At 44.0% G+C, this 26,295-nt stretch carries 22 protein-coding genes and 1 tRNA gene; 16 read left to right on the top strand and 7 right to left on the bottom strand.

Annotated elements, in window-relative coordinates:
- Nucleotides 1-7 precede the first annotated feature (7 nt).
- From FQ608_RS14390 to FQ608_RS14380, 3 genes are all read right to left on the bottom strand, one after another.
- A complete protein-coding gene (locus tag FQ608_RS14390) occupies nt 8-1,393 on the bottom strand; it encodes a TolC family protein (RefSeq protein WP_158858937.1) in 1,386 nt (461 codons plus the stop codon).
- Nucleotides 1,394-2,124: 731 nt separating this feature from the next.
- Nucleotides 2,125-2,283, bottom strand: a complete 159-nt coding sequence (locus FQ608_RS14385; protein ID WP_158858936.1) for a hypothetical protein — start codon at nt 2,281-2,283, stop codon at nt 2,125-2,127.
- Between the two features lie 182 nt (nt 2,284-2,465).
- A tRNA-Met gene (locus FQ608_RS14380) sits at nt 2,466-2,538 on the bottom strand.
- A gap of 311 nt (nt 2,539-2,849) precedes the next feature.
- Here FQ608_RS14380 and era point away from each other — a divergent pair.
- The 4 genes from era to FQ608_RS14360 all read left to right on the top strand — a co-directional run bounded on the left by era (nt 2,850) and on the right by FQ608_RS14360 (nt 7,010).
- A complete protein-coding gene (gene era / locus FQ608_RS14375; protein ID WP_158858935.1) occupies nt 2,850-3,740 on the top strand; it encodes a GTPase Era in 891 nt (296 codons plus the stop codon).
- A gap of 12 nt (nt 3,741-3,752) precedes the next feature.
- On the top strand, nt 3,753-5,066 hold the full coding sequence (gene der / locus FQ608_RS14370) for a ribosome biogenesis GTPase Der (RefSeq protein ID WP_158858934.1): 1,314 nt from the start codon (nt 3,753-3,755) through the stop codon (nt 5,064-5,066).
- A gap of 750 nt (nt 5,067-5,816) precedes the next feature.
- Nucleotides 5,817-6,434, top strand: a complete 618-nt coding sequence (locus FQ608_RS14365; RefSeq protein WP_317168929.1) for a DUF4143 domain-containing protein — start codon at nt 5,817-5,819, stop codon at nt 6,432-6,434.
- A 39-nt stretch (nt 6,435-6,473) separates the two neighbouring features.
- Entirely contained in the window at nt 6,474-7,010 is a 537-nt protein-coding gene (locus FQ608_RS14360) for a hypothetical protein (RefSeq protein WP_158858932.1), read from the top strand.
- 7 nt (nt 7,011-7,017) lie between these two features.
- Here FQ608_RS14360 and rsmG read toward each other — a convergent pair whose 3' ends face one another.
- The 3 genes from rsmG to FQ608_RS14345 are packed head-to-tail and all read right to left on the bottom strand — an operon-like array spanning nt 7,018 to nt 9,410.
- The gene (rsmG, locus tag FQ608_RS14355; RefSeq protein ID WP_158858931.1) at nt 7,018-7,665 is read right to left on the bottom strand and encodes a 16S rRNA (guanine(527)-N(7))-methyltransferase RsmG; all 648 of its coding nucleotides are present in this window, start codon (nt 7,663-7,665) and stop codon (nt 7,018-7,020) included.
- A gap of 15 nt (nt 7,666-7,680) precedes the next feature.
- The gene (locus tag FQ608_RS14350; RefSeq protein WP_158858930.1) at nt 7,681-8,292 is read right to left on the bottom strand and encodes an RNA polymerase sigma factor; all 612 of its coding nucleotides are present in this window, start codon (nt 8,290-8,292) and stop codon (nt 7,681-7,683) included.
- Nucleotides 8,283-9,410: a glycosyltransferase gene (locus FQ608_RS14345; protein ID WP_199856385.1), complete on the bottom strand. Its 1,128-nt coding sequence runs from the start codon at nt 9,408-9,410 to the stop codon at nt 8,283-8,285. The genes FQ608_RS14350 and FQ608_RS14345 overlap by 10 nt, the downstream gene beginning before the upstream one ends.
- Before the next feature lie 122 nt (nt 9,411-9,532).
- Between FQ608_RS14345 and tgt the strand changes: the two genes are divergently transcribed.
- The 3 genes from tgt (at nt 9,533) to FQ608_RS14330 (ending at nt 12,737) form a co-directional block, all read left to right on the top strand.
- Nucleotides 9,533-10,663 (top strand): tRNA guanosine(34) transglycosylase Tgt, encoded by a 1,131-nt coding sequence (tgt, locus tag FQ608_RS14340; RefSeq protein ID WP_158858929.1) that lies wholly within the window; start codon nt 9,533-9,535, stop codon nt 10,661-10,663.
- A 75-nt stretch (nt 10,664-10,738) separates the two neighbouring features.
- Entirely contained in the window at nt 10,739-11,815 is a 1,077-nt protein-coding gene (locus tag FQ608_RS14335; protein WP_158858928.1) for an LptF/LptG family permease, read from the top strand.
- A 1-nt stretch (nt 11,816) separates the two neighbouring features.
- Nucleotides 11,817-12,737, top strand: a complete 921-nt coding sequence (locus FQ608_RS14330; protein ID WP_158858927.1) for a DMT family transporter — start codon at nt 11,817-11,819, stop codon at nt 12,735-12,737.
- Between the two features lie 385 nt (nt 12,738-13,122).
- Here FQ608_RS14330 and ispE read toward each other — a convergent pair whose 3' ends face one another.
- On the bottom strand, nt 13,123-13,929 hold the full coding sequence (gene ispE / locus FQ608_RS14325; protein WP_158859089.1) for a 4-(cytidine 5'-diphospho)-2-C-methyl-D-erythritol kinase: 807 nt from the start codon (nt 13,927-13,929) through the stop codon (nt 13,123-13,125).
- A gap of 556 nt (nt 13,930-14,485) precedes the next feature.
- Here ispE and ilvD point away from each other — a divergent pair.
- From ilvD to leuB, 9 genes are all read left to right on the top strand, one after another.
- The gene (ilvD, locus tag FQ608_RS14320; RefSeq protein WP_158858926.1) at nt 14,486-16,168 is read left to right on the top strand and encodes a dihydroxy-acid dehydratase; all 1,683 of its coding nucleotides are present in this window, start codon (nt 14,486-14,488) and stop codon (nt 16,166-16,168) included.
- A gap of 94 nt (nt 16,169-16,262) precedes the next feature.
- Entirely contained in the window at nt 16,263-17,957 is a 1,695-nt protein-coding gene (ilvB, locus tag FQ608_RS14315; RefSeq protein WP_158858925.1) for a biosynthetic-type acetolactate synthase large subunit, read from the top strand.
- A 120-nt stretch (nt 17,958-18,077) separates the two neighbouring features.
- Complete coding sequence (gene ilvN / locus FQ608_RS14310; protein WP_158858924.1) at nt 18,078-18,575, top strand: acetolactate synthase small subunit; 498 nt, start codon at nt 18,078-18,080, stop codon at nt 18,573-18,575.
- 27 nt (nt 18,576-18,602) lie between these two features.
- Nucleotides 18,603-19,646, top strand: a complete 1,044-nt coding sequence (gene ilvC, locus FQ608_RS14305) for a ketol-acid reductoisomerase (RefSeq protein WP_158858923.1) — start codon at nt 18,603-18,605, stop codon at nt 19,644-19,646.
- 5 nt (nt 19,647-19,651) lie between these two features.
- On the top strand, nt 19,652-21,169 hold the full coding sequence (locus FQ608_RS14300) for a 2-isopropylmalate synthase (RefSeq protein WP_158858922.1): 1,518 nt from the start codon (nt 19,652-19,654) through the stop codon (nt 21,167-21,169).
- A 4-nt stretch (nt 21,170-21,173) separates the two neighbouring features.
- Nucleotides 21,174-22,580, top strand: a complete 1,407-nt coding sequence (gene leuC / locus FQ608_RS14295; RefSeq protein WP_158858921.1) for a 3-isopropylmalate dehydratase large subunit — start codon at nt 21,174-21,176, stop codon at nt 22,578-22,580.
- Between the two features lie 16 nt (nt 22,581-22,596).
- Nucleotides 22,597-23,187, top strand: coding sequence for a 3-isopropylmalate dehydratase small subunit (gene leuD / locus FQ608_RS14290; protein ID WP_158858920.1), 591 nt, complete (start codon nt 22,597-22,599; stop codon nt 23,185-23,187).
- 77 nt (nt 23,188-23,264) lie between these two features.
- Nucleotides 23,265-24,848, top strand: a complete 1,584-nt coding sequence (locus tag FQ608_RS14285) for an alpha-isopropylmalate synthase regulatory domain-containing protein (RefSeq protein ID WP_158858919.1) — start codon at nt 23,265-23,267, stop codon at nt 24,846-24,848.
- Nucleotides 24,817-25,887 carry a 3-isopropylmalate dehydrogenase gene (leuB, locus tag FQ608_RS14280; protein ID WP_158858918.1) on the top strand — a complete coding sequence of 357 codons (1,071 nt, stop codon included), beginning with the start codon at nt 24,817-24,819 and terminating at the stop codon, nt 25,885-25,887. The genes FQ608_RS14285 and leuB overlap by 32 nt, the downstream gene beginning before the upstream one ends.
- Nucleotides 25,888-26,295 lie beyond the last annotated feature (408 nt).

The following is a 26,295-nucleotide window of genomic DNA, read 5'->3' as shown; positions in this document are numbered from 1 at the left end:
TTGAAGATTAAAGGTTGTTGAAGAGATAGTCGAAATCTGCGGTCAGTTCCGCCTCGTAAGCCACGAGCATCCAATATTCCCGTGAAGCCTCGATATGATTATTCTCAGCATGCTCTAATAAAGTGCGGATCTGCAACAATTCACTGAGTGTAATGAGACCGCTCTTGTATCGCGCCAGATACATATTGTAGGCATCCTGGGATTGCTTTACCCCTAATCTGGTTTTTTGAAGCTGTTCGGATTGTTGGAAAATTTTTGCCTGCGATGCAGTCAGGTCGGCTCGCATTGCCTGCTCGTATTGTGAGTAAAGTAGCTTTTCACTTTCGGCTTCTTTTAAGAGCTCTTCACCCTTAAAATGGTTGGTGTGAAGACTGGTAATATTCCATGTGACACCGACACCAACGAGAAAATTTTTGGTGCTATTATTAAAACCGTCACTCCAAGATCCTGATTCGGTTCCATTGGAATTGATTCCAGTCCCTCTATAGGCATATCCCCCTAACAAATGCAGAGATGGCAATGAAGCTCTTTTTTGTGCTTCACCGCTAACAGCATAAAATTGGGCCTGTTTATCCAACGCATTGAGTATAGGATGCGAAGGATCTACAGTGTTGTTGATATTTAAATGATTTCTTTCCGGATTGCTAAAACGGTAGGTGGATGCGATATAATTTATTGTGTCGCCGGCATATAACTCCAATAATTTGATAAAGGCGGCTTCCTTATACCCTTTCCATTTATCATTCTCTCCCATTGATTGGATATAGGAGGAAGATGCCAGCAAACTATCCGCTGCAGGCTTTAGGCCGGAAGCCGACAACCCGGAAGTGGTTTTGCGAATATCATTAAGACGTTCAACATTATTTTCAGTCCAAGTCAGCTTGGCCTCATTATACAAAAGAGAAATGTAGCGTTCTGATAATAGCTTTTTAAGACTAAGCAAGTAAGCATCCTTTTCACTTATGGATTTACTTGACAAAGCTTTCGCAGCCTCATTTTCCTTGCGAAGTCTGCCGAAGGAAAAAAGCTCCCAGTCAATAGTAGTGGAGCCGAAACTGTTGGCGGCCATGTTGCTCCCATTTAGGGAACTTCCGGAACCGCTTACATTGAAGAAACCTGGTTGCGGGAAAAATGCTCCTGCACTTCCCTCGTAGGTACCGTAGGTAGTTTGTGCCTGAGCTTTTAGCTGGGGAAGCATTCCGCTTTTTACAGCCCGCTCATTGAGCTTTGCTGCTTCAACATCCGAATTTTTTACGCCAACCCCCGGATAATTCTCTTCTACTTTTGGCCACAAATTGCCTAAGGTATTCGCTTTTGGTTGCTGCCCATACAATGGGAAGGCGACCGCAAGGGCACAGCACATGACTGTGATAGCTATAATATATTTGATCATCCTACAATAGAATTTTTGATAGATCGGAGTTCCGATCCATGATTATTAAATGAAAACAATAGAAATTCCGCCTATTGAAACCTGATGGTCAATAGGAACAAGAAAAGTAGGATGGTATTAAATGAGGAGTTTCCGGTATTGGAGAAAGATGGGTAAAGTACCGGTGATTTTTAAGTTCCCATAGAGGGGATGTGCTTGATCCCTGCCAGTTGTAAAACTAAGCAGGAAAAGAAAAGTAGCAGTTAGTAGAAGAATAGGTAAAAACTCGTTTGCGCTGCTGGAAACCTCTTGGAAAATTATAGGATCAGCTGTTTCGCTGTAAATACATTTTTCTATCCTTTCTCCCGAGAAAATAGTGCTTTTTTTAGCTAATCGTTGTTCCGAATTTGCGGGAATATTAGCAAGACTTAAAAGTCCGTTTTTGATTGGGCAGGACGTTAACACCACCAAAAGCATAGCCGCGAACACCAAAAAGTCTCGCAGATGGTTTTTTAAAATATTTGGTTTAGCCTTATCCATCAATCTGCAAAAATAAGTTTATTTATATACGGATGCAAGTAAAAAAAGGATTTAGCTGTTTTTTACACACTTTTTTTTAAGTTTTATTTAGTGTTGATCTACTGAAAAAAAATGCGAAATAGGGCTGAAAGCATTAAAAGCCAGTCGATTTGACTTACGTTTAGCAACTTAAATTATACGAATCTATATGGAAAAGTTTAAAATATGGTTATTTACCTCTTTTTAAGAGTTAATTGAAAAAACTCTCTCGGTACAGGTTTTCCGATTGGTTCGCCACCACGCAAAGCGTAAAACTGCTTCATTACCGATGTGCCTTTCCCGCTAAGCAGCATAAGCACCATCTGATCTCCTTCCTGGGATCTTTCCTCCATTGAGTTCAAAACCGCTTTAATCTTGAAATCAATCATGAACCAAGATAATCGAAAAAATTTAGGCGGACAAAAAAGGCGGACAAATATATCGAATTTACAGAATCAATCAGAATCAAAATTTCGCTAAACCCCTGAAAAACAAAAACCTCCGAACAATTTTTACATTGTCCGGAGGCGCTAAGTAGCGGGAACAGGACTCGAACCTGTGACCTTCGGGTTATGAGCCCGACGAGCTACCAACTGCTCCATCCCGCGATATATTTTTAACTCTTGGTTGCTTTCTAATTTGTGATCAACATCGTTTTGCTGAATTCGTGGTACAAAAGTAGGCGTATTTTTTGTCAAATGCAAGCGAAGGTTAGAATAAAATTTGGGGAGGTCCGTTTCTTTTATTATTGATGGCTGATGCCTAGGCTGTTAAATTGATTTTATTTCGCACAAAAAAATACAAACATATTGATGGGTAATGATATTTTCGGCTCAAAAGACCAAACTTTCTTTGGTTTATTCGTTCACCCTTGCTACCACTCGGAAAAAAACAAGTACCTTTGCAAAAAACTATTGTCATGACCGAAAACACACACAAAGCTGGATTTGTCAACATCATCGGAAAACCCAATGTAGGCAAGTCCACACTTATGAATGTGCTTATAGGTGAGCGACTTTCGATTATCTCCTCCAAGGCCCAGACCACCCGTCACCGGATTATGGGCCTGATCAATGACGACAACTATCAGATTGTTTTTTCCGACACACCGGGAATGCTGAAGCCCAAATACGAGCTGCACAAAAACATGATGAGCTTTGTCCACATGTCTCTGGAGGATGCTGATGTGATTCTTTTCGTAACCGATCTATTTGAAACCGACGAGGAAATAGAAGACGTACTGGAGAAAATCAACGATTCAGGAGTGCCCGTGTTACTGGTCATCAACAAGATTGACCTGAACAAGGAAAACAAGCTGGAAGAAGTTACGGCCTATTGGACACAGCGGCTTCGGACCGCAGCCGTGATCCCCATCTCCGCTACCGAAAGTTTTAACACCGAGCGTATTCTGCAGGAAATCCTGGACAGACTTCCTGTCCACGAGCCATTTTACGATAAAGATGAACTTACTACCCGGCCGGAGCGGTTTTTTGCTTCCGAAATTATCCGGGAAAAAATCTTTATAAATTACAAGAAAGAAATCCCATACAGCACGGAAGTTGCCATTGAGGAATTTTTCGAAGACCATAAGATCATCCGGATACGGGCGGTCATCTATGTGGAGCGAAACAGCCAAAAAGGCATCATCATTGGCGAAGGCGGCAAAGCCCTCAAGCGGATAGGCATTCAGGCCCGCCACGAAATGGAGAAATTCTTCGGGAAACAAATATTCCTTGAGACTTTCGTGAAGGTGGAAGAGGACTGGAGAAAAAACAAAAACAAACTGAAAAAATTTGGTTACGACCAATAAGAAATACATACGATGTCAAATATAGTAGCAATTGTGGGCCGGCCCAATGTGGGCAAGTCTACCTTTTTTAACCGCTTAGTGGAAGAACGTAAAGCCATTGAGGACAACCTCAGTGGTGTTACACGGGACCGTCACTATGGACATGCCCAGTGGGGAGGAAAGTTTTTCTCCGTGATAGATACAGGCGGGTATGTGACCGGGTCGGAAGACATCTTTGAGAAGGAAATCAGGAAACAGGTAAAACTGGCTATCGAAGAAGCCTCCGTGATCCTTTTTGTGGTCGACTGCCTGGATGGGCTGACCGACTTGGACACAGAGTTTGCCGATGAGCTCAGGTCATCCACGAAGCCAGTTTTTTTGGTAGCCAATAAAGCCGACGACAGGGATAAGATGTTTATGGCTAACGAATTTTATGCCTTGGGTCTCGGCAAGGAAGAAATTTATCCTATTGCCGCAGTTAGCGGGAGCGGTATTGGAGATCTGCTTGATGATGTAATCAAAGAATTTAAGGAAGAGGGAGATGAAGATCCCGATGTGGGGGTTCCCAAGATCGCCGTTTTGGGCCGTCCGAATGTGGGAAAATCTTCGTTTTTGAATGCCTTGTTAGGCAAGGAACGCTCCATAGTAACTGATGAAGCCGGCACCACCCGGGATGCTATCCACACCCGTTATACTCTTTACGGTAAGGACATTATTATCACCGATACAGCCGGAATTCGAAAAAAAGCCAAGGTAAAGGAAGATATTGAGTTTTACTCCGTCATGAGATCCATGCGTACGCTCGAGGATTCGGACGTAACTGTCGTGATGGTCGATGCCACCCGCGGCTTGGAAGCGCAGGATGTTAACCTAATTGCTCTTGCGATCAAAAACAATAAGGGCATCATGATCATCGTGAATAAATGGGACTTGATCGAAAAGGATCATAAAACCATGTTGACCTTCAAGGCTGACATGACTGAAAAGCTTGGAGAGAACAAGTGGATTCCTATCATCTTTATCTCCGCGCTCACTAAGCAGCGTATCTATCAGGCCATCGAATTGGCGGTAAGAGTTTATGAAAACAAAAACCGAAAGGTCGCAACATCTAAGCTAAATGAAATTCTTCTGCCGGAGATAGAAAAATATCCCCCTCCTGCAAATAAGGGCAAATACATCAAGATCAAATACATTACGCAACTTCCCACCAAAAACCCGGTATTTGCGTTCTTCTGTAACCTCCCCCAGTATATCAAATCGCCTTATTCCCGGTTTCTGGAAAACAGACTTCGTGAGAATTTTGACTTTGAGGGAGTCCCCATCAAGATTATGTACAAGAAAAAATAAAACAGAAAGGCAAGGAAATTATTCCTTGCCTTTTTTTTAGCCAATCAACTAGTTTATAGGTCGTTTGGTCTATAGGTTTTTAGGTTGATTGTGTCGAAGAATATTTTATCAAATCAACATTTTACCAAAACTCATCAACTCATCAACTTATTTTAAATCGGTTTATAGGTCGATTGGTCTATAAGTTTATAGGTTGGTTGTCGAAGAATATTTTTCCATCAACCATAAACCAATAAACCCATCAACTTTAATCAAATCGGTAAATAGGTCGATTGGTCTATAGGTTTTTAGGTTTATTGTCGAAGAATGTTTTTCAGATCAACAAAATTACAACTCATCAACCCATCAAATTTAAATGGTTTATAGGTCGATAGGTCTATAAGTTTATAGGTTGGTTGTCGAAGAATATTTTTCCATCAACCATAAACCAATAAACCCATCAACTTTAATCAAATCGGTAAATAGGTCGATTGGTCTATAGGTTTTTAGGTTTATTGTCGAAGAATGTTTTTCAGATCAACAAAATTACAACTCATCAACCCATCAAATTTAAATGGTTTATAGGTCGATAGGTCTATAAGTTTATAGGTCTATAGGTTGGTTGTCGAAGAATATTTTTCCATCAACCATAAACCAATAAACCCATCAACTTTAATCAAATCCGTTTATAGGTCGATTAGTCTATAGGTATATGAGTCGATAGGTTTTTAGGTTAGCGAAGAATATTTCACCCCATCAACCTATAAACCCATAGACCCATCAACTCATCAACCCATCGACCCATCAACTCATCAACTCATCAACTCATCAACCCATCACCCCATCACCCTATCAACACTAGTAACAAAAACCGATAAGTTCACTAGTCCAATAGGTAAATTATCCGATATTTTTACTAGTCCACTAGGTAAAATCAGAAATGAAAGGGTCCAAAACTACTTGGAGGTAATGGAGAAGTGTTTTCATTTGACTTTGTTAAAGCCATTTTCGGCGAATCTGAGAAAGGAACTGGTCAAGATGCCCAAAGGGTATTTGATGGATACAGGCTTGAGAAACTGCCTCCTTAACAATTTTCAGCCAGTTAATCAGCGGCTGGATAAAGGAGAACTATGGGAACAAGCCTTTTTCAGGCTATTGGTTGATAAATATGGTATGGATGAAATTCGCTTTTGGCGGACTGCGGATGGAAAGGGAATTGATTTTATCCTACCAAACCAACACCCGCCCCTTGCGGTAGAGATCAAGTTTGATAAGGAGCAAATAAAAATAAAAAAATACCGTGCATTTCTGGATGCCAACCCTGAATTTAACTTCAGTGTTGCGGCTGTTCATCCTTGGTCAGAAACCTTTTTCAGGGATTTTTTATAAAACTTCAATACCTTTATTATTCAAAAGGCGAAATATAATATGAAAATAAGTTTATATGTTATTATATCTATTATAAGCGTTTTTCTTCTTAGTTGCGGTTCGGATGATGATGTGTTGCCAATCATTGAGAATTCGGTGGAGGGCACATGGGAATTACGTGAGGTCACCATGCAAGGATCGGGAAGCGCCAGTATAGCTTTGGTTCCTTTTCCAATCCCAGTTACATTCGCCGGAAATGGCACCGATTACGACATGCAGTTGGTGTTTGCGGAGGATCCGCAGGTAGTGACTGCATTGGGCAGTTTCAATTTGGATGTACGGGTGGCTGCTGCGGGGATTAATATGGGAAATCGCACGGTCCCCATTATAGGTTCTGAGGCATTTAACGGTACTTGGTCCCAGGAAAATGGGGACTTGGTATTAACCGGGAATGAAAATGAGGTGCGGTTTCAACTTCTTGAGGTAACCCCAACCAGCCTGGTTTTTGAAGGTAACCCCAATCTAAGGAATTTTGAATTTGAAGAGGGGGGAGTCAGTGTAAATGAAGCCAACATGCGGTTTGTCTTTGACCGATGAAGATCCGTTACCTCCTGCCTTCATAGGGTAAATAAATTACTTTTTTTGTCTGGAAGTAATCTTCCTGGAAATAATCCTCCAAATGATAGCTGACATACATCAGTCCCAGTGCTTCCAGTTCCTCATCTACTTCCCCACCTTTGAGATAAAAGATGCCGTTTTGGAATTCCGGATGGACATCTTCCTTGCGGAATTTGCCTTTGGTCCACGGATAAAAATTAGCCATTTGGGTGACTGCCCTGCTGATGATAAAATGGTATTTTCTGTTCAATAGTTCAGCACGGGTTTGCTGTGGTTCTACATTTTGGAGCTTCAAAGATTTCACAATATCTTTCACTACAGTAATCTTTTTACCGATGGAGTCTACCAAGTGAAAGGTTACCTCGGGAAAAAGAATGGCCAAAGGAATGCCGGGAAAGCCGCCCCCGGTGCCGATATCCAAGATTTTTGTTTCAGCGGGGAATTGCACAACTTTCGCAATTCCCAGCGAATGCAGTACATGGTGCAGGTAAAAGTGCTCCATATCCTTACGGCTGATTACATTGATTTTTTCGTTCCAGGCGCGGTATAAGTCGCCAAGTTGTTCAAACTGACTTTTTTGTTCGTCAGATAAGTGTGGGAAATGAGAAAAAATAAGCGAAGTGCCTTGGTCCATTTGTAATGTATACGATTAAATATGTTTGTCTTTTCCTTGCGCGATCTCGTAAAGCAGTTCACGTGACCGATGTAGCTGCGCTTTTACAGTGCCCAATGGTTTTCCAAGTTCTGCGGCTATTTCATCATAGGACAGTTCGTCAAAATACCTCAGTTTGACCAGCTTCCTGTATTTGGCTGGGAGTTTGTCCACAAAAATACGGACCATCTCTATGCGCTGTGACTTGATGTATTCATCCTGCGGATTATTATCATCGTCTTCTACGTCAATGTTTACAGAGTTGCCCCCGTCGTCTGTCAGGGTATTGTTAAGGCTCATGGTTTTGAGCTTCTTTTTACGGATAAAGTCGATGGCGTTGTTAGTGGCAATACGAAAAAGCCAGGTGCTGAAGGTGTAGTCTTTTTTAAATTTATGTAGGTTTCTGAAGGCTTTGGCAAAGGCCTCCATGGTAAGGTCTTCGGCATCATCCGTATCACGGATCATCTTCAGAATCATGAAATAAACTGCTTTTTTATAGCGTTTCATCAGCGTGGCATATGCCTGCTGATCTTTTTCTTTGACCGCTTTGTCGATCAAATCAAAATCCTCCAATGCTTTATCCGAAAAACCCCTTTCGCTTATTTCCATTTAACTGTTTTTGACAGGTACCCCTTTGTTCCTACGATCCAAAAATAAATCATGTACATAAAATCAAAAAACATGGTCCAAAGCACCTTTCCCATGCCCTCCAATTTCATTTTGGCTTGCCTGATAATCACGTATTGCAGCAACGCTCTCGTGAGAACAAACCCCAAGATTAGTGTAATTGGTTCCCAAGATCGACTTGTTGCCAATAAAAAGATTGCGCTAAGCCAGTAGATCAAATGTGTTAACGAATAAATACCTAGTTTTAGCTTGTCTTTCAGTCGATAATATTTTCCAGCCTGAAAATGCCTCCTTTTTTGGACCAAAAAATCGCTGAACTTGGTTTTTGGCAGGGAGAGCGTAATGCTTTCCGGATGAATCACCATGGCCGTGTTTTGTTTGGTCGCGTATTTGTTCACAAAAAGGTCGTCATCACCCCCGATTATATGCCAGAGCCCCTTAAAAGCTTTTCGTTCCATAAAAAAGCTTCTGCGGTAGCATAGGTTTCTACCTACTCCCATAAAGGGGGATTTCCACAAGCCAAAGGAGAAGTAGTACAGGGCGGTAAGCATGGTTTCAAACTGGATCAGTTTGTTCAAAAAACCGGGCAAGGTCTGGTAGGAGCCATGGCCAATTGCGAAAATTTTATTCTCCAGTCGCAATGGAGCCGTCATCCTTTTGATCCATTGATCGGAAACGGGAATGCAGTCCGCATCTGTGAGCAGGATAATATCTGATGAAGCAACTTTTATTCCTAACGTTAACGCGTATTTTTTAGAAGTTAAGTGATCGGGTGTGTAGCGCACATGGACCAATTTCAGATTTGGATATGCAATCGCATATTCCATAAGCCAATCTTCGGTACCGTCTACAGACTGGTCATTGACGATCAACACTTCAAAGTTTTGATAATCTTGCGCAAACAATTTTGGCAGCAACTCTTTAAGGTTTTCCAGCTCGTTTCTGGCAGAAATAAGCACCGTGACCCCCTCCTGATTCTTCTCAACGGTCGATTCAGCGGGCTTTTGGTAGAAAAACGCTAGTCTCCCAAAAATGAAAATCAAATAAAACAACTGGATGGCAACAGCACTAAAAAAGACCAACCACAAGATATCTACCATAATAGGATTATATGTAATGGCAAAGATAAAATCAAAAACGACAATTGTTTTGAGGAATTGAATCTATTTTTGCACCCTCAAAAGTAATCAGAATCTCACAGACTTTTCAACCAACCGCAGGAATGAAATTTACCCTTCATCAAAAAGACGCAAAAAGTAACGCCCGGGCAGGAAGTATTGTAACCGATCACGGCATCATCGAAACCCCTATTTTTATGCCGGTAGGTACAGCAGGTTCTGTGAAAGCAGTCCATCAACGGGAATTGAAAAAGGACGTAAAGGCGCAGATCATACTGGGAAATACCTATCACCTCTATTTACGCCCCGGTTTGGATATCATTGAAAAAGCCGGCGGTTTGCACCGTTTCACCGGTTGGGACAAACCTATTTTGACAGACAGTGGAGGCTATCAAGTCTTTTCCCTAGCTGGTACCCGCAAAATTAATGAAGAAGGCGTTGTATTTAAGTCCCATATTGACGGCTCAAAGCATCACTTTACACCGGAGGGGGTGATGGATATCCAACGAACCATTGGTGCGGATATCATCATGGCCTTTGATGAATGTACGCCCTATCCGTGTGAGTGGGATTACGCCAAAGCGTCCATGGAACTTACGCACAGGTGGCTTCAGCGGTGCCAGACGAGATTTGACGAGACGGAGGGAAAATACGGCTACAAGCAGACTTTTTTTCCAATAGTGCAGGGAAGTGTATATAAGGACTTGAGAAAGGCGTCAGCGGAATTTATCGCGCAACAGGGCAGGGATGGAAATGCCATCGGTGGTTTGTCGGTAGGCGAACCAGCCGAGATGATGTATGAGATGACCGAATGGGTCACGGATATTTTGCCCGAAGATAAGCCCCGTTATTTAATGGGAGTGGGTACTCCAGCCAATATTTTAGAGGCAATCGCCTTGGGGGTGGACATGTTTGACTGTGTCATGCCCACCCGAAATGCACGCAATGGGATGCTGTTTACCACCGAAGGAATTATCAATATCCGTAACGAAAAGTGGAAGGAAGATTTTTCCCCCGTGGATACGGGTTTTGTCAATAAAGTAAGCAACTTCTACAGCAAAGCCTATCTGCGGCACCTGACAATCAGTAAGGAAATGTTGGCGGCCCAGATAGCAAGTATACACAACCTTTCTTTTTATCTTTGGCTTGTCGGACAGGCAAGAGAACGGATTTTGGCCGGTGACTTCGCCACTTGGAAGAACCAAATGGTACAAAAAGTGAGTCAAAGGTTGTAAGATTTGCTTCAACTATTGACCAAAGCCATTACTTTTGCGTAAGCAATACCAAGTGAAGTAAATGCCTCATTCCACATGAAGATACTGGACAAACTTATCATCAAAGATTTCCTCAAGACCTACTTTTTTGTGGTTCTGATGTTGATTTTGATTGTGTTGGTGTTGGACTTTACGGAAAAGAATGATGCCTATATCAGGAACAGCGTTCCCAGTGGGCAAATTCTGATGTACATGATGAATTACGGCTTGTACCTGAATAATCTGCTGACTCCAATTACGGTGTTTATTTCGGTTATTTTTATTACATCTAAAATGGCGGGAAGGACAGAGATCATAGCCATTTTGAGCAGTGGGGTAAGTTTTATGCGGATGCTCTTTCCGTTTTTATTTTCGGCTCTATTAATAGCAGTTGTCAGTTTTTTCCTAAACGGATGGGTACTTCCCGTGGCCACATTGGGTGTGTCGGAATTTAAAGTCAAATATTTGGACGATAACCGGAATAATGTGGATCGGCAAAACATGCACATCAAGGTAGCTCCGGATACATATGCGTACCTAACAAGGTATTACACCTCAGGTAATACGGGCTATAATTTTACGCTTGAAGAGATCAGCGAGGGGAAATTGATCTCCAAACTTTCCGCCGAACGGATTGTATGGGATACCGCTACGAACGCATGGAGTGTGCGCAACTGGAAATTACGGGTTTTGCAAGACATGGGAGAGGAATGGTCGTCAGGAGAATCTCTGGACACGGTACTTTCCATCACACCCGCGGATTTTGATTTGCCCCATAACCACCATGAAACGCTCACCCTTCCTAAACTGCAGACCCAGATAGAAATCCTGCAGGAAAGGGGAGCTGACAATACCAGTTTTTATTTGATCGAAAAATATGTGCGGTATATGTCCCCTTTTGCTGCCATTATCCTGACCTTTATAGGTGTTATTGTGTCCTCCAAGAAGACCCGGGGTGGTTCAGGATTTAAGATTGCCTTGGGGTTTTTGATGGCTTTTGTCTATATTATATTGTTTTTGCTTTCCAGAACCTTTGCAGAGGCAGGCACTGCCTACCCGGTATTGGCTGTTTGGATACCGAATATGGTGTTTGCCCTGACAGGTCTAATTATGTATAAAACTGTACCCCGATAATATGTTTGGAACTCCTACCCCGACTAAGGATTACCTTACCTTGCATTTTGTCATCTTGATTTGGAGTTTTACAGCCATCTTGGGAGTGCTGATCAGTATTCCTGCCTTGGAGATCGTCTTTTACCGGACCTTAATTGCGAGTCTGGTAATTGGTCTGATTTTTTGGGTAAAGAAAAAATCCATCCGGCTCAAACTTCGGGATCAGGCTAAGATTATTGGGACAGGTTTTCTGATCAGCTTGCACTGGACCTTGTTCTTCTGGGCAGCACAGGTGTCCAACGTTTCAGTATGCTTGGTGGGTATGGCCACCTGCTCTCTTTGGACATCCTTTTTGGAGCCCTTGGCCAATAAATCCAAAATCAAATGGTATGAGGTCATGCTGGGATTGATGGTTATTTGTGGATTAGTAGTCATTTTCAAATTCGAATTCGATTATTGGCTAGGCCTGGCCATGGCGTTGATGTCGGCCTTTCTATGTGCCACATTTATGGTCATCAACGGCCGCCTGACCAAAAAACACAATCCCTATACCATCACATTTTATGAGATGGTGGGTGCATTTGTGTTTTCAGTTCTCTTCATGCCAATTTATGCTTTTTTCCTAACCCCCGATGGTCTTGATATGCAGTTGAAAGGCCTGGATTGGATGTGGTTGCTTGTATTAGCACTCGTCTGCACGGTCTTTGCCTTCTCGATGTCGGTTGAGTTGATGAAGCGGTTAACTGCCTTTACCATCAACCTAACCGTCAATCTGGAGCCTGTTTATGGGATTATTCTCGCATTGATTATTTTTGGGGAAAAGGAAAAAATGACTCCCGGTTTTTATTTGGGTACCCTGATTATTTTAGGTTCAGTATGTCTCTACCCTTTTATCCAGGTGTACTACAAAAGAAAGTTAACCAAGACGGCACTCTTGAATTAGTCCATTATCCTTCTAAAAAGACCACGAAATACACATAGAAGGCACAAAGCACGAAGTTTTTTTCCAATACTGCCTATTCCTTTTTCACGCAACGGACGCAACGATGGCGCGGCGGACGCAACGGATTTCATAAAAGCCTATGTGAACTCCTAAGTTGAACTATGTGGTTTAAAAATGACCACGGAGGACACAAAGAAGGAACAAAGAGCACAGTTTAGAAAATTCTCCGTGTTCTTTGTGGCCATATTTAAAATTGTCTTTGGATGAAACACTATTTAGAGGTTAATTTTAATGAATTATTTGTTAAGTTTTTTGGGGACATTTAATGTAATGTAGTATAACGAACAAAAGCATAATTCACTAAAGTCTTCGAAAAATATTGTCTCTAAAATAAACCTTCATAAACAAAGAAACCTTCTTCACTTTTCCCAAAATGAGGTTCCTGATCAAAAAGTCCAAACAGCGTAGACCCTGAACCTGACATGGCTGCATAAAATGCCCCTTTAGCATACAGAGAATGTTTCACCTTTTTCAGCATAGGGTACTTTTCAAAAATGCTTTGTTCAAAATCATTGATTAATTCATCTTTCCACTTGGCAGGATCGGAAAGCACTTGCTTCAAATCGTGTATGGGTGCTTTCGGCGTTACACCGGCATACGCCTCTTGTGTACTGATATGTATGTTCGGATTAATAAGTACAATCCATTTACCGGATAGATCCAGGGGTATGTCCTTCATTATCTCTCCCCGTCCGCTGACAAGTTTGGGGGTGTTTTGGATAAAGAATGGGCAGTCACTTCCGAGTTTTTCGGCATACTCTTCCAGAAGCCAATCGTCCAAAAACAAGTCAAAAAGCCGGTTCATGAGTGTAAGGGCGAATCCGGCATCCGCCGAGCCACCTCCGAGTCCAGCTCCTATCGGGATCACTTTATGTAGGTGGACGGCGATGGGAGGGAGGTCTGGGAAATCCTTCCGAAGAAGTTTATAGGCTTTCAAAATCAGGTTGTCCTGCTCCTTCCCGGGAATGGGAATTCCAGTCGAGTCAAAGGTGGTTTTCTTCGATGGAATGATTTCCAACGCATCACAAAGCGGGAGGGGGTAGAGGCAGCTTACTATTTCATGATATCCGTCGGGTCTCTTGGATGTTATATGCAGACCTAGGTTAATCTTTGCGTTGGGATACTGGATCATGGCACTATAGGGAATGGATATTTGACAAAAGTAAAAATTATGCCACAACTTTTTCAAGGCTGTTTCCAAATTGGGTAATTTTTAAATAGTTTTTTGAACATTAATCAATACATGGGCCGATCTGATGCAGATCAGAAAATTTTGCAGAGAAATAATTAAAAGTCCCGTAAACAGAATATAATACTGTATTATTTTAAATATGAAAAATAAAAAAAATTAAATTCTCATTTTTTATTATCGATAAATTTAAATTCTATGAATAAAAAGAAATGCAATTAATTCATTTCTGCTACGAATGAAAAAATGAAATAAAATATTGTAAGTATGAAATAAGGGTTTTAATATTGCATAATCAAATTTATAATCAAACTGCAAACCCAAAGAGATATCACATATCCATGTTCAGCATCGTCAACATTATCCTCCTAGTCGTCATAGTCATTTAGTAATAGATGAAGCGCTGAACTATTGTACCACACACAGAAAACAATAAAGTGCTTCATTCAATTGAAGCACTTTTTTTTATAAGCAATTAACAAAAAAGCAAGAAAAGTTAATGGGTAATTCTAAGAAATATAGCTGGGAAGTAAGTGACAACCAAGAGAATCCGGCCTCTATGGCCATGTTGTACGCCACTGGTCTTTCGGACAAAAAGATGAAACAACCCTTCGTCGGGGTGGCCAGCTGTGGATACGAAAGCAATCCCTGCAATATGCACCTAAATGATTTCGCCAAAGAGATCAAGGACTCTACGGTGAAATCAAAATTGACGGGCATGGTATTCAATACTATAGGGATCAGTGACGGTATTTCCATGGGTACTGCCGGTATGCGTTACTCCTTACCTTCAAGGGAAATTATAGCCGATTCCATCGAATCATTTATTCTTGGTCATTCTTTTGACGGTATTGTCGCCGTGGCCGGATGTGACAAAAACATGCCGGGTGCCGTTATGGGTATGCTGCGGGTAAACCGCCCATCCATCATGGTATATGGCGGAACCATCCGTTCCGGAAAATATAAAGACCAGAAGTTGAATATTGTTTCGGCTTTTGAAGCCTATGGCAAAAAAATCAAAAATGAAATCAGTGACGAGGATTACCTGGGCGTAATTAAAAACGCATGTCCGGGAGCCGGCGCTTGTGGGGGTATGTACACTGCCAACACCATGTCTTCTGCCATAGAAGCCATGGGCCTTTCATTACCTTATAGCTCTACCAATCCCGCGACTTCCCCGGAAAAGCGGAAGGAGTGTAAGGATGTCGGCGAATATATAGCCTTGTTGTTGGAGAAAGACATCAAGCCCAAAGATATCGTTACCATTAAAAGTATCGAGAATGCAGTGCGTGTGGCAGTCGCTTTGGGAGGAAGTACCAATGCCGTTTTGCATTTGTTGGCCATTGCCAAGACCGCAGGATTGGAGTTTGGATTGGAGGATTTTAAACGGATTAATGCGGAGACTCCGGTTTTGGGTGATTTCAAGCCCAGCGGAAAGTTCCTGATGGAAGATTTGTATGAAATAGGTGGACTTCCGGCCTTTATGAGGTACTTTTTGGACAATGGTTTGCTTCACGGAGACTGTATGACCGTGACAGGGAAAACATTGGCAGAGAATTTGTCGGATGTCGCACCTTTGGTACCCTCCAAGCATGCTGTCATTCATCCGATTGAAAATCCATTGAAAGAATCCGGACATTTGTGCATTCTGACGGGTAATTTGGCTCCCGAGGGATCTGTAGCTAAAATATCCGGCAAAGAAGGCAAGTCCTTTACCGGAAAAGCCAAAGTTTACGACAGCGAACAGGAAGCCAATGATGCCATGAAAAACAATGAAGTGGTAAAAGGCGATGTCGTAGTCATCCGATATGTGGGGCCCAAGGGCGGTCCCGGAATGCCGGAAATGCTAAAGCCTACTTCCATTATTATCGGAGCAGGCTTGGGAGCGGATGTTGCTTTCCTTACAGACGGAAGATTTTCCGGTGGAACCCACGGCTTCGTCGTAGGGCATGTGACACCTGAGGCATACGAAGGAGGCCCAATTGGACTTCTTCAAAATGGAGACGAAATCACCATCGATGCCACTGACCTGACCATCAACTGCAGTGTTTCTGAGGAGGAATTTGCGCAGAGAAGGAAAAACTGGAAAAATAAAGACTTGAGCCACTTAAGTGGAACACTTAAAAAATATTCGCAGTTAGTATCTACAGCATCTGAAGGATGTATTACTGATAATGGATAAATGATATGAAATCGAGCATGACGAAAACGTCACACAAAGCGATGATTATCATGGCGAGATTCCATCTGGCCGCTGGAAAACAAATAATAAACAGATGAAAGATTCTAGAATAAGAGGAGCTGATATCGTGATAAAAGCCCTGATAGCTGAAAATGCCAAATTCATTTTCGGATATCCAGGTGGAGCGATTATGCCCATTTATGATGCTCTTTATGATTATGAAGATCAGATTCAACATATTCTAACCCGCCACGAGCAGGGAGCAATTCATGCTGCTCAGGGTTATGCGCGTGTCTCCGGCAAGGTGGGTGTCTGTATGGCTACTTCGGGCCCCGGTGCGACCAATTTGATCACCGGAATTGCCGATGCGCTTATTGACAGTACTCCACTTGTCTGCATTACGGGGCAGGTCCCCTCTTATTTATTAGGAACAGACGCTTTTCAAGAAACCGACGTAGTGGGAATCTCCATGCCCGCTACTAAATGGAATATTCAGGTACACCGGGTGGAGGATATCGCGCCGGCCATCGCCAAAGCATTTCATATTGCGCGTTCGGGTAGACCCGGCCCGGTGCTGATTGATATCACCAAAGATGCCCAAGTGGCACTGGGGGAATTCAATTATGTTCCCTGCTTGAACATCCGCTCATACAAGCCCTACCCGAAAGTCTCCGATAAAGAGATTGAAGATGCCGCCGCGTTAATCAATCAGGCCGAACGCCCCTATTTGGTATATGGACAAGGTGTAATCATTGGCAAGGCCGAAAAGGAATTAGAAGCCTTCCTGAACAAAACCGGTATTCCGGCCGCCTGTACCCTGCTGGGGACAGGAGCTCTTTCCGAAGAACACCCCAACTACGTTGGCAAACTGGGCATGCATGGTAATTACGGCCCAAATCTGCTTACCAATAAATGTGACGTATTGATCGCCGTAGGGATGCGTTTTGATGACCGGGTGACCGGAGACCTTACCCGCTATGCCAAGCAGGCAAAGGTCATTCATATGGAATTGGATTACGCTGAGATCGACAAGAACGTAAAATGCACCGTGCCAGTATTGGGAGACTGCAAGGTTACACTAGCCAAACTTACCGAACAGGTGAATTCCGCTAAACATGATGCTTGGACTGCCAAATTCCACGAATTGGAAGCGGAGGAGAAGCGGGTAGTAGTGGGGAATGACTTGTTGCCGACCAAGGATGGTTTGACAATGGGAGAGGTAATCCGCCATATTAATGAGTTTAAAGCAGATGATGCCATTTTGGTAACGGATGTGGGGCAACACCAAATGGTGGCTTGGAGGTATTTTGAATACAAAACTACCCGTACACAGATAACATCCGGGGGCTTGGGGACCATGGGATTTGCACTTCCCGCAGCTTTGGGAGCGCAGCTTCATGACTTCAACCGTCAGGTAATCTGTGTGGTAGGGGACGGAGGTATTCAAATGACCGTTCAGGAATTCGGAACCATTATGCAAACCAAGGCACCTGTGAAGGTTGTCTTGTTAAACAATAATTTCCTGGGCATGGTAAGGCAGTGGCAGCAGTTGTTTTTTGACAAACGCTACTCATTTACCGAACTGGAAAACCCCGATTTTCAAAAAATAGCAGAAGCCTATCGGTTTAAAGTTCAGAAAGTGGACAAGCGGGATGATCTTCGCGAGGCGGTGGCAGAAATGTTTATCCATGACGGGCCTTATTTCTTAGAAGTAGTGGTGGAGAAGGAAGACAATGTGTTTCCAATGATTGCCTCTGGCAGCTCCGTAGAAGAAGTAAGACTAAGTTAATTTCAAACAGCATGAAATCGAGCATGACGAAAACATCACCAAGTGGGATGATTATTATTGCGAGATTCCACCCCGATAAGCCGGGGCAAGTTGTGACCGCTGAAAGACAATTATAAACACATGAAACGATACACAATTTCTGTTTTCACAGAGAATTTTATTGGTATTTTGAGTCGGATTACCCTGATCTTTACCCGAAGGGGAATTAATATTGACGGGTTCACCGCTTCCGAAAGTAGGGAGGAGGGTATCTACCGGATTACCATAGAAGTCACGACAACAGAGGAACAGATCATACAACTTTCCAAGCAGATAGATAAGATCATCGATGTCATCAAGGCATTTTATTACATGGATGATGAGATGGTTTTTCAGGAAATTGCCCTGTATAAAATCCCCATTGGCAGCCTTGATCCTGGACTGGAAAAAGTAATTAGACAACATAGTGCACGCATTATTTCCGCGGAGAAAGATTTCGTGGTCATTGAATTGACCGGACACAAGGAGGACACACAGGCCCTTCTGGAGGTGTTGAAGGATTTCAACGTATTGGAATTTGTGCGGTCCGGTAGGGTGGCAGTGGCCAAGCCTATGGTAACCATAGATAAATATTTATAAAAATCAATTAAATCTTACATTATAACTATGAAACTGAAATTCGGTACAGTTGAAGAAAATGTCGTAACCAGAGAGGAATACCCGCTGGAAAAAGCCAAGGAAATTTTAAAGGATGAAGTCATTGCCGTGTTGGGTTATGGTGTTCAGGGACCTGGTCAGGCACTTAATTTGAAAGACAACGGATTCAACGTGATCGTTGGACAGCGCAAAGGAACCAAGACTTGGGACAAAGCGGTTGACGATGGTTGGGTACCCGGCGAAACGCTTTTCGAGTTGGAAGAAGCGTGTGAGAAAGGCACTATCCTTCAATTTTTACTTTCAGATGCTGGCCAGATTTCTTTGTGGCCTACTGTTAAAAAACATTTGACTCCCGGCAAAGCCCTTTATTTCTCCCACGGATTTGGAATCACCTACAAAGAAAAGACCGGAATCATCCCTCCTGCGGATGTGGACGTGATCTTGGTAGCGCCTAAAGGTTCCGGTACTTCCCTTAGAAGAATGTTTGTAGAAGGCAGAGGCTTAAACTCTTCGTACGCTATCTATCAGGATGCCACCGGCAAAGCCAAAGACCGTGTAGTAGCCTTGGGTATCGGTGTAGGTTCAGGTTATTTGTTTGAGACTGATTTTTACAGAGAAGTTACTTCCGACCTTACTGGGGAGAGAGGCACCTTGATGGGAGCTATTCAGGGGATCTTTGCCGCCCAATATGAAGTATTGCGTGCCAATGGACACACCCCTTCAGAAGCTTTCAACGAAACGGTTGAGGAATTGACACAAAGTTTGATGCCTCTAGTCGCTGAAAACGGTATGGACTGGATGTATGCAAACTGCTCCACGACTGCCCAAAGAGGTGCGTTGGACTGGTGGAAGCCATTCAGAGACGCTACTAAGCCAGTTTTTGAAGAGCTTTACAACAGCGTGAAGACCGGTCAGGAAGCAGCCAAATCCATTGAGTCTAACAGCAAGTCAGACTATAGGGCCAAGCTTGAAGAGGAATTGAAAGAATTGAGAGAATCTGAAATGTGGCAGGCCGGAGCGGTCGTCCGCCAATTAAGACCAGAAAATAACTAAGAAGGATGGCAGATAAGCTTTGGGTTTTCGATACGACACTTAGGGATGGCGAGCAGGTGCCTGGTTGCCAGCTAAATACCCGGGAGAAAATTGTAGTCGCCCAGGCATTGGAAGCACTGGGGGTGGATATTCTGGAAGCAGGCTTCCCCATATCCAGCCCCGGAGATTTTAACTCGGTCGTGGAGATATCCAAGGCTGTGTCTGAACCCATCATCTGCGCCCTCTCCCGGGCCGTGGAAAAAGATATACAGGTAGCCGCAGACTCCCTACGTTTTGCCAAAAAGGCCAGGATCCATACCGGCATAGGTGTCTCCGGCTACCATATCCAACACAAGCTGCGCAGCACACCGGAAGCGGTGATGGAGCGAGCAATCAATGCGGTTAAATTTGCCAGAAACCTGGTGGGCGAAGTGGAATTTTATGCGGAGGACGCCGGAAGGGCCGACCCCGAATACCTGGCCAGCATCATCGAGGCGGTAATCGCCGCTGGAGCCAGAGTAGTAAATATTCCTGATACGACGGGCTATTGCCTTCCGGAGCAATATGGTGCCATCATCCGTTTTCTAAAGGAAAATGTATCCAATATTGACCAGGCAATCATAGCCACCCACTGTCATAACGACCTGGGACTTGCTACCGCCAACACGCTGGCAGGCGTCATGAACGGAGCCAGGCAGGTGGAGGTAACCGTCAATGGTATCGGTGAACGCGCCGGCAATACCTCGCTGGAGGAAGTCGTCATGGCCATCAAGAGCCACAGCGAAATCCCCGTAGTCACCCAGATTAATACCAAAAAAATCTACGAAACCAGCCGTATCATTTCCAAACTGATGAATATGCCCATACAGCCCAACAAGGCGATTGTGGGAAGAAATGCTTTTGCGCATTCCTCCGGCATCCATCAGGATGGGGTACTAAAAAACAGGGAAAATTACGAAATCATCGATCCCAAAGACGTGGGTGTGGAAGAGTCCACCATTGTCCTCACGGCAAGAAGCGGCCGCGCCGCACTCAAGCATCACCTGGCTCTGTTGGGATTTCCTGTAGAAGGTGCTGAACTGGATGAGGTGTACGAACGTTTCTTAGTCTTGGCAGATAGTAAAAGGGATATGGGACGAAAGGAATTGCTTTCGCTTATTGGAGAACATCTCGAAGATTCCCCCTTTATTTCACTGGAGCAAATCCACTATGAGGGTGGAGAAGGTGAAATAGCGAGTGCTAAGGTCACCCTTGCCATTGGAGGTAAAAACCTTTCCGCTGATGCGGTCGGAAACGGCCCCGTAGATGCGGTGATCAAATCCATCAAACAGCTGATCGATCACACCGTCCTGTTGGATGAATTTCTGATCCAAGCTATGACCAAGGGAAGTGATGATACCTGCAAAGTGCATATGCGCTTGATGAGTGAGGGAAAACCTTATCATGGGTTCGGTTCGGAAACGGATATTGTATTAGCTTCAGCAAAGGCGTTTATTGATGCCTTGAATAAATTGCCAGTAAAGCAAAAATTGAGTAACAACTAGCATAATGGAAAATAAAACATTATTTGATAAAATATGGGATGCCCATGTGGTAAAATCCATCCCCAACGGTCCGGATGTATTCTTTATCGACAAGCATTTTATCCACGAAGTTACCAGCCCGGTGGCTTTCTTGGGCTTGGAGAGTAGGGGTGTACCTGTCCTTTATCCGGAAAAAACCATTGCCACCCCTGACCATAACGTGCCTACGATAGATCAGGACAAAACCATTAAGGATAAGCTTTCACGCATGCAGGTGGAAAGGCTTCGCGAGAACTGCCAAAAATACGGAATTGATTTACATGACTTGGGTTCTGACCACCACGGGATCGTTCACGTGATCGGGCCCGAATTGGGCATCACCCAGCCAGGAATGACCATTGTCTGCGGCGATAGCCATACCTCTACGCACGGTGCCTTCGGTACCATTGCTTTTGGTATAGGAACTTCCGAAGTGGAAATGGTATTTGCCACACAGTGCATCATGCAGGTAAAGCCGAAAAAAATGCGGATTACCGTAGATGGGGAGTTGGGCAAAGGAGTGACTTCCAAGGACATCATCCTTTATATCATCTCCAAGATATCTGCCAGTGGCGGAACGGGTTATTTTCTTGAATATGCCGGTAGCGCCATACGCAACCTAAGCATGGAAGCAAGGATGACCATCTGCAACATGAGTATAGAAATGGGCGCACGCGGGGGACTTATAGCTCCTGACGAGACTACTTTCGAATACCTGAAAGGAAAGCAATATTGCCCCAAGGGAGAAGATTGGGACAAAGCAGTAGCTTACTGGAAAACTTTGAAAACAGATGACGGGGCAACCTTTGACCTGGAATATTCCTACGATGCCGCTGATATCGAACCCATGATCACCTACGGGACCAATCCGGGTATGGGAATAAAGGTAAGGGACATGATCCCTACTACCGAAGGCATGGAGGGAAGCGAGAAAAAATCCTACCTCAAGTCTCTTGAATACATGGGCTTCCAACCGGGAGAGGCCATGAAAGGCAAAAAAGTGGACTACGTTTTTGTAGGTAGCTGCACCAATGGACGGATTGAAGATATCAGATCAGTGGCCAACTTTGTAAAAGGAAAGCAAAAAGCAGATAACATCACGGCTTGGATTGTTCCCGGATCGAGAGAGGTGGAAAAGCAAGCCATAGAAGAGGGCTTGGTAGCTATCTTGGAAGAGGCGGGCTTTAAGTTGAGACAGCCCGGCTGCTCGGCTTGCCTGGCAATGAACGATGACAAAATACCTTCTGGGAAATACGCGGTTTCTACATCCAACAGGAACTTTGAAGGAAGACAGGGTCCCGGATCCAGAACGCTATTGGCCAGCCCACTTACCGTGGCGGCAGTTGCCATTACCGGTACCATAGCTGATCCCAGGGACGTATTCGAAAATTAGTAAACGAGAATAAATTATGGCTTACGATAAATTTAATGTACTTGTCAGTAGGGTGGTTCCCATGTCTGCCGAAAATGTGGACACAGATCAGATCATCCCTGCCAGATTCCTGAAAGCTACCGAACGTACCGGCTTTGGGGACAACCTGTTCCGGGATTGGAGATATGACAGTGAGGGCAATCCAAAACCGGATTTTGTGCTGAACGACCCTACTTACTCCGGAAAGATCCTGCTTGCGGGTAAAAATTTCGGTTCCGGCTCCAGTAGGGAACATGCCGTGTGGGCACTGTATGATTACGGGTTCAGATGTGTGGTTTCCAGCTTTTTTGCGGATATCTTTAAAAATAACTGCCTTAATATCGGTGTACTCCCGGTGACGGTCACTGCTGATTTTGCGGACGAAATGTTTGCTGAAGTGGAAAAGGACCCCTCATCCGAAGTGAAAGTGGATATCGATGCCCAGACGATCACCATCCTATCCACAGGCAGATCTGAGACCTTCGATATCAATGCCTACAAGAAGGAAAATATGAAAAACGGGTTTGACGATATTGATTATCTGCTAAACCTAAAAGAGGAAATCGGAAAATTTGCCGAAAAGGCATAAAGACAACCTTTTCTAACAACAAACGTTTTGTTTAGATAATTTTTTATCGTTGTTTCCAATAAATTAACAGAGGAAAAATGGGTGGTCAAAAAAATATAGAAATCATGGATACTACCCTGAGGGATGGAGAGCAGACCTCAGGGGTTTCCTTTTTACCCTCGGAAAAATTGCAGATAGCCAAGCTGCTGCTGGAAGAACTGAAGGTAGACCGGATAGAGGTAGCTTCCGCCAGGGTTTCTGACGGGGAAATGGAGGGCGTGAAAAAAATCACCCATTGGGCCAAAGAAAGAAAATTCTTGGATAAAGTGGAGGTATTGGGTTTTGTCGATACCCCCAAATCCGTGGATTGGTTGGTGGAGGCAGGTGCCAAGGTACTCAATCTGCTTACCAAAGGTTCTCTGAATCACTTGACTCATCAGCTTAAGAAAACCCCGGAAGAGCATTTTCAGGAAATTGAGGAATGCATCCGCTATGCCATCGATAAGGGCATCGCCGTGAATGTGTACTTGGAAGACTGGAGTAACGGCATGCGGAATTCCAGGGAATACACGCTGGACCTAATTCATTTTCTATCCACCCTGCAGGTCCGCAGAATCATGCTGCCCGATACCTTGGGCTTATTACAGCCGGAGGAGGTAAAATCATTCTTACTGCTTATTACCGAGAAGTTCCCCACCGTTCATTTTGATTTCCACGCTCACAACGATTACGACCTTTCTGTGGCCAACGTGCTTCAGGCGGTTGCCTGTGGGGCAAAAGGGATACATACCACCGTCAATGGCTTGGGTGAGCGAACCGGCAATGCGCCCCTTGAATCCGTGGTGGCCGTAATCAAGGATTTTACCGAGTATGACTTGGGGATCAAGGAAAACAAAATATACCGAATCAGCAAATTGGTGGAGCAGTTTTCGGGCTTGCATATCCCTGCCAACAAGCCTGTAGTGGGAGAGAATGTATTTACCCAGACCGCCGGTGTACATGCGGACGGAGACAACAAAAAGAACCTCTATTACAGTGATCTGATGCCGGAACGCTTCGGCAGGACAAGGAAATATGCCTTGGGCAAAACCTCCGGCAAGGCCAATATCCTCAAGAACTTGCAGGAATTGGGAATTTCCCTGGAGCCGGACGAATTGACCAAAGTCACCCAACGGATCATTGATCTGGGAGACCGGAAGGAGCGCGTCACGACGGAGGACCTACCCTATATCATTTCGGATGTGCTGCAAAACAACAGCATCAAGACCGATATCAGCATAGACGGCTATCACATGGTTCACTCCAAAGGACTAAAGCCCTCTGTACAACTGCGGATGAAGATCCATGAGGAATATTACGAGCAGAACGCCTCCGGGGATGGGCAATACGATTCCTTTATGAAGGCCCTCAAGAAGATCTATAAGTCCCTCAACAAGGAATTGCCCAAGCTTACCGATTTTCATATCAGTATCCCTCCAGGTGGCAAGACAGATGCCTTTGTGGAGTGTGTGATCACCTGGGATTATGGAAAGATCTTTAAAACCAAGGGTTTGGACAGTGACCAAACCATCGCTGCCATGAAGGCAACGGAAAAAATGCTAAACATCATTGAACAATTAAATAAAACCAACCAAGAAAAATTGAATTCCTATGGAAATGAATATAGCCCTATTACCTGGTGACGGTATAGGACCTGAAGTAGTCGATCAGGCCGTAAAAGTAGTAAAGGCCATCGGTGAAAAATTTGGACATCAGATTACATTTGAAACAGCGCTGACAGGTGCCGCTGCAATTGAAGCCGTAGGTGTTCCCTATCCGGACGAAACCCATGAAGTTTGCTTGCGGTCAGATGCCGTCCTTTTTGGAGCCATCGGCGATCCCAAGTATGACAACGATCCATCTGCCAAAGTTAGGCCGGAACAGGGACTTCTTTTGATGCGGAAAAAGCTTGGCCTTTTTTGCAATGTGCGGCCTACCTTTACCTTCCCTTCTTTGGTAGATAAGTCTCCGCTAAAGCGGGAGCGTATCGAAGGAACCGACTTGGTTTTTCTTCGTGAACTTACCGGAGGCATTTACTTTGGTGAGCCAAGGGGAAGAAGCGAGCAGGGAGACCGTGCCTTTGACACTTGCGTGTACAATGTCTATGAGATTGAGCGCCTGGCCCGCATGGGATTTGAATTTGCGCAAAAAAGAAGAAAATTGCTTACCTGCGTGGACAAGGCTAATGTTTTAGCTACCTCTAGACTTTGGAGAGAGACCGTACAGCGTTTAGCTCCCGAATACCCCGATGTAAAGGTAGAGTATGAGTTTGTGGATGCGGTAGCCATGAGGTTGATTCAGTGGCCAAAGGCTTATGACGTATTGATTACCGAGAACCTGTTTGGCGATATCCTGACCGATGAGGCGTCTGTTATTAGCGGATCCATGGGTCTGATGCCTTCGGCTTCATTGGGATCTGACACCAAGTTATTTGAGCCCATCCACGGTTCCTATCCACAGGCGGCAGGCAAGGACATCGCCAACCCATTAGCCACGGTGCTTTCCGCGGCCATGATGTTTGAATATGCCTTTGATTTGCAGGAAGAGGCGGATGCGATTTCAGCGGCGGTAAACCGCTCTCTGGAAGAAGGCATCGTCACCGAAGACCTGGCTGGAGACGGCGGCAAAGCCTACAAAACCTCCGAGGTGGGTGATTGGCTGGTAAAGCAGATAATGAGTTAAGTCAATTACGAATTAAAAATTACGAATTACGGTGGCTCGCTGGGAAGGTAGATATTGAGGTGAAAAACGAATAAATAATTACGAACTAAAAATTACGAATTACGGTGACTCGATTGTAAACCAGATACTGAGCTTAAAAAGGTTTTAATTAGTAATAAAAAGGCCGGAACGGGATTCGTTTCGGTCTTTTTTTTGGGAAGATTCCCCGGTAGTTTTTCAGACTTACTTCGTAGGCCTTCCGCATATAATATCCATTTTAACGACATATGATCCCCAACGGGGTCAGTATTGGAGAAATTTCCATATAGAATAACAAAAGAATCCCGTAGGGATGGCCTATATAGTAGCCACGGGTTTCAACCCGTGGATTAAAAGCGATTTCCCGTAGCGACGTTTTGGCCGCCAACA

The sequence above is a fragment of the Lunatibacter salilacus genome (assembly GCF_009797935.1).
GTDB lineage: Bacteria > Bacteroidota > Bacteroidia > Cytophagales > Cyclobacteriaceae > Lunatibacter > Lunatibacter salilacus.
This window is presented reverse-complemented; position numbering and strand designations above follow the sequence as displayed.